The sequence below is a fragment of the Microcoleus sp. FACHB-68 genome (assembly GCF_014695715.1).
In the GTDB taxonomy this organism is placed as follows: Bacteria; Cyanobacteriota; Cyanobacteriia; order Cyanobacteriales; family Oscillatoriaceae; genus FACHB-68.
Window position 1 is genome coordinate 335558 of sequence record NZ_JACJOT010000003.1, and the last position, 12558, is coordinate 348115.

General features: G+C 48.2%; 11 protein-coding genes and 1 pseudogene. 5 read left to right on the forward strand and 7 right to left on the reverse strand.

The genetic code is table 11. The features are described from left to right. Nucleotides 1–87: 87 nt before the first annotated feature. On the reverse strand, nt 88–261 hold the full coding sequence (locus tag H6F73_RS03825) for a hypothetical protein (RefSeq protein WP_190757475.1): 174 nt from the start codon (nt 259–261) through the stop codon (nt 88–90). A 523-nt stretch (nt 262–784) separates the two neighbouring features. Beyond that, nucleotides 785–3199 carry a GH116 family glycosyl hydrolase gene (locus tag H6F73_RS03830; protein WP_190757476.1) on the reverse strand — a complete coding sequence of 805 codons (2415 nt, stop codon included), beginning with the start codon at nt 3197–3199 and terminating at the stop codon, nt 785–787. A 234-nt stretch (nt 3200–3433) separates the two neighbouring features. Between H6F73_RS03830 and H6F73_RS03835 the strand changes: the two genes are divergently transcribed. Continuing rightward, entirely contained in the window at nt 3434–3757 is a 324-nt protein-coding gene (locus H6F73_RS03835) for a hypothetical protein (RefSeq protein ID WP_190757477.1), read from the forward strand. 117 nt (nt 3758–3874) lie between these two features. Then, nucleotides 3875–4420 carry a GIY-YIG nuclease family protein gene (locus H6F73_RS03840; RefSeq protein ID WP_190757478.1) on the forward strand — a complete coding sequence of 182 codons (546 nt, stop codon included), beginning with the start codon at nt 3875–3877 and terminating at the stop codon, nt 4418–4420. 222 nt (nt 4421–4642) lie between these two features. Here the strand turns inward: H6F73_RS03840 and H6F73_RS03845 are convergent, their stop codons facing one another. Further along, on the reverse strand, nt 4643–5716 hold the full coding sequence (locus H6F73_RS03845; RefSeq protein ID WP_190757479.1) for a radical SAM protein: 1074 nt from the start codon (nt 5714–5716) through the stop codon (nt 4643–4645). Nucleotides 5717–6173: 457 nt separating this feature from the next. On the opposite strand from H6F73_RS03845, the gene H6F73_RS03850 reads away from it, so the two are divergent. Further along, on the forward strand, nt 6174–7940 hold the full coding sequence (locus H6F73_RS03850; protein WP_190757480.1) for a serine/threonine-protein kinase: 1767 nt from the start codon (nt 6174–6176) through the stop codon (nt 7938–7940). Nucleotides 7941–8097: 157 nt separating this feature from the next. Here H6F73_RS03850 and H6F73_RS03855 read toward each other — a convergent pair whose 3' ends face one another. Continuing rightward, entirely contained in the window at nt 8098–8421 is a 324-nt protein-coding gene (locus tag H6F73_RS03855; protein ID WP_190757481.1) for a phasin family protein, read from the reverse strand. Between the two features lie 135 nt (nt 8422–8556). On the opposite strand from H6F73_RS03855, the gene H6F73_RS03860 reads away from it, so the two are divergent. After that, on the forward strand, nt 8557–8916 hold the full coding sequence (locus H6F73_RS03860; RefSeq protein ID WP_190757482.1) for a zinc ribbon domain-containing protein: 360 nt from the start codon (nt 8557–8559) through the stop codon (nt 8914–8916). Between the two features lie 13 nt (nt 8917–8929). Here H6F73_RS03860 and nblS read toward each other — a convergent pair whose 3' ends face one another. The 3 genes from nblS to H6F73_RS03875 all read right to left on the reverse strand — a co-directional run bounded on the left by nblS (nt 8930) and on the right by H6F73_RS03875 (nt 12112). Continuing rightward, the gene (nblS, locus tag H6F73_RS03865) at nt 8930–10939 is read right to left on the reverse strand and encodes a two-component system sensor histidine kinase NblS (RefSeq protein WP_190757483.1); all 2010 of its coding nucleotides are present in this window, start codon (nt 10937–10939) and stop codon (nt 8930–8932) included. Between the two features lie 202 nt (nt 10940–11141). Next, on the reverse strand, nt 11142–11843 hold the full coding sequence (locus H6F73_RS03870; RefSeq protein ID WP_190757484.1) for an energy-coupling factor ABC transporter ATP-binding protein: 702 nt from the start codon (nt 11841–11843) through the stop codon (nt 11142–11144). Further along, entirely contained in the window at nt 11840–12112 is a 273-nt protein-coding gene (locus H6F73_RS03875) for a hypothetical protein (protein WP_190757485.1), read from the reverse strand. The genes H6F73_RS03870 and H6F73_RS03875 overlap by 4 nt, the downstream gene beginning before the upstream one ends. 334 nt (nt 12113–12446) lie before the next feature. Here H6F73_RS03875 and H6F73_RS03880 point away from each other — a divergent pair. Continuing rightward, nucleotides 12447–12558: pseudogene (locus tag H6F73_RS03880) on the forward strand (photosystem II D2 protein (photosystem q(a) protein)); the annotation flags it as partial.

Here is a 12558-nt window from a genome sequence, read left to right on the forward strand (position 1 = left end):
TAAAACGCTAAGTTTACTGATTCTTTAAACTTTTATGCCTTGATTTGGCTTACGCCTCAAGATTTTAAAGCTTGTATAAAGGCGTACTCAGCAATAACCTGCCTTTACAGACTCGCTCGCTTGGAAGGAAAACAAAGCCTTCATCGGTGCTGCGGTGAGTACGGCAAAACCCCAGACAGCTTTATTTACCCTCTGTGCCGGCTTCCAAACCGCGATTAAGCGTTGCACCGACAAGGGTAATTCATCCCAAGGTTGCCTCATCTAGAGCATTTTAAGGTTTAATTACCAAATTTAGGACACGCAAGCGCAATTTTGATTGAGTGGATTGAGCGATCTTGCTTCAAGCTAAGCACGTCTCAGCCAGCAATTTGAGGAGGCTGAGGAACTTTACAGAAACTTTAAGTTCTTTCAATTTTCCACATAATATCTTTAAAATCATCCAATAGCTTGCTCCACATTGCCCTCAACCATTGCTTTTAAAATGCAATTTCAGGTTTAAAACGTTGCGAGGAAAGATTTCTGGCGATTATCACTTTAAGCTAAGCCCTATTTACTTAAATCTTAAGGAAATTCTTATATCAGGGTTAATACGCATGACAACCCTTCTGAGGCAGATTTTAGAAACGCGGGTTTAAGAATAAAGATTGCTGAAGCCGGCTCATCGATTCTAGATTTTCATCAAAAATTGAAAGCTGAAAACCCCTTATTTAAAGGTTTCCAGCTTAGAGTACGGCTTTAAACAATCAAGGAATTAACTGATTGGGCGCTTTTAAGAGGCAACTTTTTAGTGAGAACCCCGAAAGTTTGTCATCACTCCATAGATAGACCAAATCGCCATCGCACGAAGATAATGGCTGGCGCGAAACGTCCCAACGGCAGTAATCGCTTCAGGCGTGCGGAATTGCAACCCGTTGTCATAAATTTGCCGCACCACGGCTTCGCTGAGGGCAAATGCCTCCTCTTTCATGCCCATTTGCACCATAAACGCGGCAATGCCAAAGTTAATGCCGGTCCACACTTCCAATGGATGAGTCGCTTTGGGGTTCACCGGCGATCCATCAGGTAGCAGCCCATTTGCCGCTCCAATTTTGCCCTCGTGGAACTTCAGGAAGCAGGCTTCATAAACCGTTCTTAAGGCAGTGAGGGCGCAATCACGGGGGACAATATCCGGCAGTCCTAGCAGTTGAGCGTAAAACTGACCACACAATTGGTCTGCCATCACCACCTGTGAACCGCTTTCACTGTCGAGCCGGTAATATTGGCCATTCCAAAGTTTTTCCTGGTAGATCGGTTTGGCTTGATCAAGCCAACTTTGGTAAGTGGCAATGGTTTCTTGAGGATTTGGGGATAAAGACTGATTAATCAGAATTTTGCCAATTGCAATGGCAGCTTCAAGGGCAGCCAGCCACAAACCGCCGCAGTAAGCGCTAACGCCCTGCAATTGCCAATCATCAAACGTCTGATCCGGCGCACCGGCATTTTCTGGAATGCCATCGCCGTCCTTATCAAATGTCTTAAGATAAGCCAGGGTTTCAACCACAGCCGGCCAGCAGTCGGTGAGAAATTCAATATCGCTGCCACCTGTGAGCAGAAAATCCCGATAGACCTGCAAGACAAAATCACAGGGTAAATCTTTCCACAGGTTACAGTCTTGGTAGCTCGTATAATTCGTTTGCTCCCAAGGGTGTTCATTCGGTGCGCCGAGATCGTGGGGGGTGGCACCGGCTATTTTACGAACCGCTGCCGCTTGGTTATAGCCAATAATGCGCGGGGTATCGTCGCCGGCAGGAATCGCGCGGGCAAACGCGAGCAATACAGATTTTTCCAACTCTGGCCACAGCATCAGCAACGCAAACGAGCCGTACAGCCGCACATCCAGGCTTTCATACCAGCGATAATCGATACATTCGAGCACGGCAAACTGACCTTTGGGGTCGCGTTCATCTGCCCCACTCCAGAGAGTGCCGCCGCCTGTGAGGGCGTAAAGCTCATTAAACAAGGCCATTTTGAACCAATCTGGCAAATCTTCGCGTTCCAGAATTGGTTTTTGCCAAGCTTGAATATTCTCTTTCCAGGTATCTGAATGTTTGAGGGCGGTGCGAACCATTGACCAAGCGTTTTTGCCATGCCGGCCAAAAAAGTCGGTGTAGCGCCGGTAATACCAGGCACCTGAACCAAATTCAGTCACCGGCAAGTCCCATGCAAGGATAAAGGGAATCTTGCGAGTTTTACCGGGTCTCAGGGTAAAGCGAACGGCAAGGGCAACCCCAATTTGCTCTCCCTCTGCTGCCGGTGTTTCGTTATCCTGATCAGAGAGGGAACCATCATCGGCGAAGTATCTCCACACGTCCTCGCCGGTGCCGGCACATTGCCAGCGAGAATTGTAAAACACTTCCACAGCCGGGTTAGTCACGGTGGCGATCGCCAACTGTCCTTCCCCTTCCACAGGTTGCTCATTCGTGCTCAGCCGGCTCATTAAGCAGCCAACCCGGAAATGATCTTCAACCCAGCGATTAAAACTGCCGGCACTTTCTCCCCAGCGTGACTGATATTCGTAAACCGGACTGCCATCATCCCGCACCTGCACTGGGGGCGATTTAATCGCATTGGTAAACCAACCCACCATATTCTGCCAGGTGAGCATAATGCTGACGACGATTGGTTCATCGGTTGGGTTGTAAGCAGTCCATTCAAAAATAGCCAGGGGATAACTGCTTTCCTGGTAATTACGGGGCCAAACTGGCGAAAATTGCTCACACGTCAGTTCTGCCTTAAATACCCCTTCATAAACAAACCAGCTTTGGGGATAAAGCGCATGGTAAGTGCCGGTTCCTGTCTCCCCGTCTCCCCCTCTTGTCTTGGGATACCACTGCCACGCCGGAAGACTCCCATCTGCCGGGGGTTCGGTACACAGGGCAAATGCTTGCTTCTTGCCGGCTGCTTCCTCAAAAACGCTAAACTGGCAAGCCGGTAAGTTGTTAAAAATATGTTCTCCCCCGTCAAGATGCCAGAGATTAAAATCCCCACGGGAAGACCGGCCTATACAGCCGGCACCAAAGCCACCTAAAGGCATTCCATGCCACGGGCCATCATCAAGATTGCTGGCGTAGCGCACAGTGTAAGGCTTGTCCCATCCGAGGCCAATGGGACGATTCCAGGTATAGGGAGGAATTTTGGGACGAGGAGTTGGATCGATCATGTCCTCGATTTTACCGCTCACCGGCATTGTCGGGGCAACCGAAAACCGAAACATTCGAGTTTCTGCCGAACTGCCGGCAGCCCACATTCACTTTTATTACGTTTAAAATTCTTAATCTTTTCCGCCTCCTCTTGTAGCTGACAGGGGGCACGGAATCCAATAGGCTGATCGAAGTGGCAATTTTTGCCTTCGCACTTTTTAGCCCACCCTTGCAAATTCGTTAGTATCCCAAAAATGCCTCTTAAAATCGTTCAAAACTTTGATAGCAGCTTTACCCTTGAACCTGCGGCAAAAGCAACTCTGTTTAACTTATTAACAGGTGAAGCCTTTATCAATCAAATTGCCCAACAGGGACACTGCGAACAAATTGAATTTACGGAATTACTGTTCCAGCCAGTTCCCTATAGTTTGGCAACCCCCAAAGGGATGCCGGCTGAATTTGAGCCATATCATGAATCAGAAGATTACGTTATTATTAACGTTCCGCCTAACTTTATGTTCAACGCTAAAATATTTAAACCCAGCCGGCTTTGTGCGATTTATCGCAAAATTAAATAAAAAAACTTTATCCAATTACCCTAAAGCCGGCCCTTCTTCAAAAAAGCTCTTTTCAATTTTTACTCACACCTGACAATTCCAAACTCAGCACTTAGGACTCAGCACTCAGGACTTAATATGACCACTGAAACAGACATCCCATCTCTACAGAGTTTAGAATATCTTTCCTACCTTGATAGCGGTGGACAACTACCTGAAAACTTGCAAGGTAAAGTTGGGGTATACGCAATTTTTGATTCAGAAAAAGTGTTGCAATTTGTTGGTTATTCCCGTGATGTTTATCTCAGCCTCAAACAACACTTTGTCCGCCAACCGCAAAACTGTTACTGGCTAAAAGTCCAAACCATTGACCGACCTAGCCGCACGATTTTAGAAAATATCCGTGAATCTTGGATCGCAGAAAATGGTGGCACACCGGCAGGTAATGCAGCTGATGAAGTGAAGTGGACTCAGCCGATTGATGTGAAAAGCCTGATGACTTCTGAGGAACAGGCGAGTTATGAAAAGGCTGCCGGTCAGGAAATGGAACAGTCAAAAGTGTTGAAAAATGCTGCCCGACGGGTTGAAGCCGGCATTTTGGCTTCCCTCAAAACCCGTGGCTTACAAACAGAAGTTCGCTTTAACCCCAAACTCAAAGAAAGCGGTTTGCTTGATTTAAAATAGCAGCAATTTATCAATTTTCTTTTCTCTTGATAAACTTTATAAACCTCGTAGGTTGGATTGATAAAGGAATTCTGAGTTGGGCTTAATCTTCTTGCAAAAATTATTTTTATTACCGCAGAGAAACATCAACATTTGATGCGCTTCTTTTCTGTTTGTTTTTATAATTTTTGCAAGAAGTCAAGCGTGTTGAACCGGCAAATTTTCCCAAAATCTGCTTTTTTCTCAGTTATGCAGAAGTTTCAGCCCCATTTTAACTTTGTCCATGAGAGTTTTTTGTGACACACAGGTAATCAGGCAAAGTTTCCCACAATCCAAAGTTTGCTGACGAACTTTTTGCGCTTTTTTGCCATACCAAATATCTCGCGCACTTTCGTTTTTGACATTGCCAATTACGGGATAGTCATTACATAGTTTTACATTTCCATCCGTTTCAATCCAGTAATTGCGAAGTCCCACCCGACAAGGCATATTTTCCGCCGGCGCTTTTTCTTCACGGAAGTGGGGCAGCATGAGTCGCAAGATTTCATCGCTGTTCATAATGGGTGCGCCGTTTTTCTTCATTTCAATCAGGCGCTCAATTACGTTTGCGAATTCTTCTTGGTCTTCTTGTTCAACCCACAGTTCTTCATAAGTTTCTTGTGTCCACCGATTAACCGGCTGGAAGTTGACGGTTGTCACTCCCATTTTTTCCGCCCACTCAACGATATCAGGCAACAAACGGAAATTTAATTTATTAATCGTCGGTTTGACGGTAATCGGAAACTTCACACCCTGTTTGTCACACTCCTCGCGCAGATATTTAATGCCGTTAGAAAGCTTGGCAAATAATCCTGGATAACCGCGAAGGTAATCATGAAGTTCGGCATTAGGGCCATCGACTGAAAAATTGACATTAAAAGGCCGAGCTGCTACAGTTTTTTCTGCATTTTCCTTCGTCATGCACGAGCCATTTGTTGTCACGCCGCTGTGGATGCCATTCGCGCCGCAAAAGGCAAGTAAATCTATAAATCCTTTTTTAATAAAAGGTTCGCCCCCACTAAAGTTTATGGAAAACTCGCCGACAAACGCTTTGATGCTCAATAGGGCATTCTTCCATTCTTCGATGCTCATTTCGTCTTTGTAATTCTTGAGCCGCCAGTATTCACACTGCCGGCATTTCACATTGCAATGCTCATTGATAATCCCGTAAAAAGTCACCGGCTTGGTAGTGTCGTAGCCAGTATTCCGATAAACCGATTCTGCAACTGCATTTTGAGTGTGCTTAACTGCCAGTTTAGACAGAGTTAACGGGTTCATGAGGGATACCTCTCAAAGGTGATTTTTGACAAAATTCCTACCCGCTTAATTCTGCACACATTGCAATTATGCAATGAGCAATTGACAGCAAAGCGCTCTCGCCAAATTCAGCTTCTGCCGCGCCGGCGCTAATGCCATTCAGAATTTTTAGCGGGTTGCAAAAAAAGAAAGCCAGCGAATCGATTCGCTGGTGCGTTCAGGTTTAATTAAACTCTTGAGTGATGAGAGTAAGGGAAGAATAAGTAAAGTTGTTGCCATTTTGGCAGATGTTTTTTAAACTTAACAATTGCTCGCTGCCTGACTTGCTTCTCTATCGCAAGAACCTACAGAGAAAAAGGTTTCTATGGCTAAGTCCGCTTGTTTAAAATATTCTCATTTCTGGAATTCAATTTTTTAAGGTTGCAATGGGTGTAAGCTAAATGTCTCTACAATTGAGGCATAGGCTACCCAAATTTCTATGAGTTCGACCCTGATAGGCAATCGCTATCGCATTCTTCGGTCGCTGGCCACCGGCGGCTTTGGCGAAACCTTTTTGGCCGAAGACACCCACACACCTTCCGCACGCCAGTGTGTGATTAAGCAGCTCAAACCGATCATTAACGATCCCCAGATGTACCAGCTGGTGCAAGAGCGATTTAAGCGAGAAGCGGCCATTCTGGAAACTCTGGGCGAGGGCAACAACCAAATTCCCCGCTTGTATGCCTACTTTGAGGAAGCGGGCAAGTTTTTCTTAGTGCAGGAATTTATCGAGGGTCAAACCCTGACGCAAAAGGTGGCAGCAGAAGGCCGCGTCAACGAAAATGCTGTTAGGGAAATCCTGGTAAAGATTTTGCCGGTTTTGGATTATGTGCATCGCAACCGGATGGTGCATCGGGATATTAAGCCGGATAACATCATCATGCGGCAACGGGATGGCTTGCCGGTGTTAATTGATTTCGGCGCGGTGAAGGAATCTATGGCCACCGCCCTCAATACTCAAGGTAATCCCACTCAGTCAGTGGTTGTGGGAACGCCGGGTTTTATGCCGTCTGAGCAAGCTGCCGGCAGACCGACTTATTCAAGCGATCTATACAGTTTGGGGCTGACAGGGATTTATCTGCTCACCGGCAAAACTCCCCAACAGATGCAAAGCGATCCGCAAACGGGTGAGATTATTTGGCGTCCTTATGCGCCCAATATTAGTCCTGGTTTGGCAACGGTGCTGGATAAGGCAATTCACTCTCATTCCTCCCAGCGCTATAGCACTGCCCAAGAAATGCAAGCGGCGCTGCAAGCTGCCCCTGAATCAACATTTTCATCAAGCGAGACGGTGGCAGTGTCGCCCGGAGGCGTTGTTCGGCCTCCTGCACCACGCCCTGCTGCTTCTAGTAATGCTTGGTTAAAAGCGCTGATTATTGGCGGTTTACTTGGGACATTTGTGGCAGTTGCTATTGCGCTGATCCGCAATGCGCTGCAATCACCGGCACCGAACGATCCGGTTGCTCAACAGTCCCGACCGGCACCAGTCACTCGCTCGCCGGCACCTGTCGCCACTCGTTCGCCGGCACCTGTGACTCGTTCGCCGGCACCTGTCCCTACTCGTTCAGTTCCTTCTCCCGCTCAATCGCTGCCACCGGCATCTCAAACACCAACCCCTGCAGACTCTCCATCAGCGCCGCCGGCAGCCGAACAGCCAGACCCTGAACCCTCTGAATTTCCGACAGCCGCCCCCTCCGCTTCCCCGACCCCGGTCGAACAAATACCTGCACCGGCACCGTCTCGTCCCCCCGCAGCCACTCCGCCTAGAGCAGAAAATCCCACGAATATTGCTGCCGGTGATGTACGCGTACCTGGATTATCGCCAGGGATGCCAGAACGGGCGGTTACGCAAACTTTTGGCACACCCACTAGAGTCGCCACTGGCTATTGGCCCAATACCGAATCGATGCTCTATGAGTTAGAGCCGAATCAAATTGGTTTAGGCTTTATCGTTGACCAGGATTCTCGCCGGCTACGCCAAACAGAAGTTTCCTTTGCCCAGTCAATCCCACCAGAGCAAATGCTGGCCACGTTAAATGGGATGGCCGGCGGCAGGGCGAGTGAGGATGTTCAACAAGCATTGCAACGCGTGCAGCAGCGTCAGTTGAGTCAGTATTCCTTTACCAGCGGCGGCTTAGAAGGCGTAATTCAGCGAAATGAGAGCGACCGCATCTATATTGCCGTTTGGGAAGAAGATTTACATTAAACTTCGGCCCAAAGGACATTTTTTAGATGCGTTCACAAATAAACACAGATGAACAGCAATGATCGATCTGTGTTTATTTGCAACAGATGCGGTTTCCTGTGAGGCCACAATCATCGATTGGGCTTCAGATGAAGAAGCCCGATCAAGCTGAAACAACTTAACGCCAGAGCTTGTTTTCCAGATCACGCACCTGACGTTCTAGCCGGTCAAGGCGTCCCCGCAGCTCATCCATTTCTGATTGACGAGGAACCCCTAAATCTTGCAGCGCATTCCGCAACTGTCGCTGCATCTGCACCTCCCAAGTTCCGGGGTCTGATTTGAGCTGCTGCATCAGATCGTCAGCAAACTTCTTGGCTTGCTCGGAATTGAGTTTGCCATCTTTTACCCACTCCTCACTCACTTCCCGGATTTTTTCTGTCACTAAGGACGTCGTACCGATACCAATCATGAGCAGTTGCTTGAGCAGATCGTTGCTATTCATGCTGTCTTCCTATCGCTTCATAAAAAAGGGCAGCTAAAACGCGGCCATCAAGCCTTGGGGTAAAATCTCAACCCTGCCAGCCATAGTTCTATTCTGTCAAAATATCAAGGAAGCGAGATTTCCTTTGTATTATCAATGCTATGTCCCCGCTGCCATCAGTCGATTGAAGCCCAAGCTGTTGCCTGTCCCAACTGCCGCACTCCGCTGAAAGCTTATGGCCATCCCGGTATTCCCTTGTATCGGGCCGGCAAAGATGAATTTCTCTGTGACAGTTGCATTTATCACGACGACGACACCTGCACGTTCCCGCAACGCCCCTACGCCAAGACTTGCACCCTCTACCATGACCGTTCTATGCCGCTAGAAATGCCTGTCAATCGTTATGCCGGCAGCCGACATGGGTCGGTAACAGCATGGCTACAACGCAATTCCGCTTGGCTGCTGTTACTGGGGTTAGGGATCGTCAGTTTAGCCCTAGCGCTGGCTCGTCGTTAATTTTAGCCAACTATTAAAGTACCCTCGCAATGGCAGAATCTGCTTCTACTTCAGATGCCGGCTCGACTCGCACTTTTTCCACCGGCGCGGCGGCTTCTTGAAACACGTTGAGATCAAACCAGAAAGTTGTTCCTACGCCCACTTCACTCACCAAATGCACAGTTGTGTGGTGTTTGTCAATAATATTTCTGACAATGGATAAACCCAAACCTGTGCCTTCTAAGGTGTGAACCCGATTTTCCACCCGGAAGAACCGATCAAAAATTGCTTCTTGATCTTCTGGATCAATGCCGATGCCGGTATCCGAAATTTCAATTCGCACGATTTGCGCTTTGTCGTTTGTCTTATCGTCTTCGTCGGCTGCCGGCAAGAAATGAGCATTAGGTAATGGCCCATCTAGGACATAAGCGCGAATAGCCACCCGTCCGCCGGTTTCGGTGAATTTCAAAGCATTGCCAACCAAATTGGCAAACACTTGCAGCAGCAAATCGTAATGACCCAACACTTGAGGCAAGTCAGGCTGAATCTCTTGGATCAGTTCAATTCCTTTATCCCGTGCATTTAGCTGGTAAGTCCGCAGCGTCTGTTCCACCGGCTGGGCGATATCAACTGCCTCTAAGTGATAGATCCGGCAAGATTCCAGCCGTGAGAGATCCAAAACATCGTTAACGAGGCGGGTGAGGCGATCGGTTTCGTTATTCGCCGTTTCCAAAAACTCCCGGCGCTGCTCCTCACTTAAATCTTCCCCAAACTCATGCAGCGTTTCGATAAAAGATTTGATGTTAAACAGGGGAGTTCTCAGCTCGTGGGAGACATTGCTGATAAACTGGCTCTTTGCCTCATTCAGTTCTACCTCACGCGTAATGTCTTGTACCGTCATCGCAATACCTTTAATGCTTTCGCGGTACTGATCTAGAACCGTTGTCAGCAAAATGCGGACGGTGCGTTCTGTCGGTTCAGAAAGCGTGAGGCGAAACTCCGCCCCTTCACGTTCGCCTCTGACAATTTTATACAGGGGTCGTGTCAGTTCTACTTGCACCGACATGGGCAAGTGATGCAGAATATTTTCGCCGGCTAAATTTTGACCTTCCCAGCCAAAAATCCGCCGTGCTGTGGGATTGACTAAAATGATTTGTAAATTCGTATCCAGCAGCACCGCCCCATCTGCAATCGTGGAAACCAGGGTTTCTAACTTGGCTTTTTCAGCGGTCAGCTCTTCAATATTTTGCTCTTCATAACGCTCCAGCCGCTCTGCCATTTCATTAAAACTGACAATCAGTTCGCCGAGTTCTCCCCCTAGAGGCAAATCAATTCGCTGCTTGAAGTTGCCGGCGGTAATGTTTGTTACGCCTTTGAGCAGTTCTTTAATCGGTTTGGTGATCGTTAACGCATTAAATACTGCCCCTAAAATCACCATCACCCAGATCGACACAAAGACCGCTATCGTGAAATCTCGTGTCAGATTTGAGTACCTGACTAAGGTGGGATTAGGGTTAATACCAATTGCCAGAACGCCTAGATAATCGCCCTCATGGGTTAGAGGAACAAAGATATCCGTCACCTCTCCATCCGGCGTCCGATGCTGCCGCACGAGGGGGCGTTCTGAATTGGTTGCGTAGTTTTCTGGCAGCTGAATTCGCCGGCGAATCGTTAAGGAGTTTTGCACTTCTGTTTCGGAAAAAGGAATTCCGAGGAAGATATTGCCTTCGTCGTCGGCGTAGAGCATATAGCGCACGCTAGAGGTGCTGCTGTAAAATCGGTGAGAAAATTTGGCAACCTCGGTGCGATTGTTTTCTGCTATCAGTGGGGCAACATTCGCAGCGAGAAGCAGACCTAAATCGCTCCCAAAGCGGGTGTCATTCAGACGGGCATCGTGCTGAATGGTATTGACAGCCCAGAAGGTTAGGCCGCTCATCACCAATGAGAACACAAAGGTGGCAGCAGCCATCAGTCGTGTTCGCAGTGTGAATTCCGACCACCAACGATCAATGATTTCTCTAATTCGTTTCAGTTGGGCCAGCAAGGTAAGTCTGCAAACGAAAGAATAGGAATAGGGGCAAAAGTGCGAAGTCGCTACTGATTCCCTGAAAGGGAAAATGCGTTATCTCTGGGGCTATTTCCCAGATTCACCGAAATTATATAGGTATCGCTTTATTTTCGCACGATCTGCCGGCAGATCGTGCGAGGGTTTCACTGGCGAAAGCTGAGGAATTCTAAGACAACTCCTAAGCCTCTTCTATGTGAGTTTGCATCAGGCGCTGCTTTAGCCGGCCCGGATCGCCGCGATCAACGACTTGGCCATTTTCCAGCAGGAAGGCTCCATCACAATAATTCAGCTCATCGAGCCGGTGTGTGACCCAAAGGGCGGTTAATCCCCGGCTTTTTACTAAAGCCCGCACTTGAGCCACTAAGTCTAGCTGGCTGTCCGGATCGAGTAAAGCGGTGGGTTCATCTAATAATAAGACTTCGCAATGCCGTGCGATTGCGCCGGCAATTGCCACTCGCTGTTTTTGGCCACCACTCAGGGCGTAGATAGGGCGTCGTTGCAGCATCTGTAAATTCACTGCCGTTAACGCCTCTGCCACCCGCCTTTGGATTTGTTCCAGGGATAGCTTTTCCTCCACCAGTCCAAAAGCCACATCTGCGCCTACGGTGGGCATCACTAGCTGATGATCTGGGTTTTGGAAGACAAAGCCGACCGGCCCTGCGATGCCAATTTGGCCAGTTTGAGGAAGCAATAAACCGGCAAGCAATCTCAGCAACGTTGATTTCCCACTGCCATTGGTGCCTAAAAGCATCCAAAATTCGCCTTTGGGTACATCCAGCGAACAGGTTTTGAGAACCTCTTCTCCTTTTGGCCATTTAAAGCACAGATGCCGTACTGTAATGGCCAGGTTGCCGGCAGCCCCCTCAGCACCTGCGCTCATTCGCCCAAGATACCTGCAAAACCGGGTGCTCTGCCTGAAGCGGCGGCTGTACTGGATTTCTGATACATCTGAACCGCACAAATTTCACTGCTGAGTAGGCTGATTTTTTTCTCAGGCACCTGCTCGCAGGTCAGTTCTAATATTTGAGGGTTGCCGGTTCGCATCGCTTCGAGAACTTGCCGGTACACAGCCTCGGCGTCCTCAGCTGACTTACGTTGCACCGAGATCGGCATGGGGGTGAGCTTTAAAGACAAGTCAATGATGAACATGAGGCATCAAAAGTTAAGTGCAGTACCAATTCTTAGTATCTCAGTTTTATCGTCTTTCCGCTGCCCCGGCACCCATCCCTCACCCGCAGTGCCTTAATTTTAATTTCAACTTTAGATATACAACCCCCCTAAGGCAGATGCCGAAATTTAACGCAAATAATCTCAAACCTGGGGTGCAAAATTAGGAAACTTACTTTTATAATGAGAACACGGTAAAGAAACGTAAACTTCACTTTGGTTACGACTCGTTTTCTGATAAAACCAGACACGGGTCAAAGTCAAGTGAGCAAACGGACTACCGCTGTACTTATATATCCCATTGGAGATTCGCGTAATGACCATAGCAGTCGGACGCGCCCCAGCAGAAAGAGGATGGTTTGACGTCCTTGATGACTGGCTCAAGCGTGATCGCTTCGTATTCATCGGCTGGTCGGGCCTATTGTTGT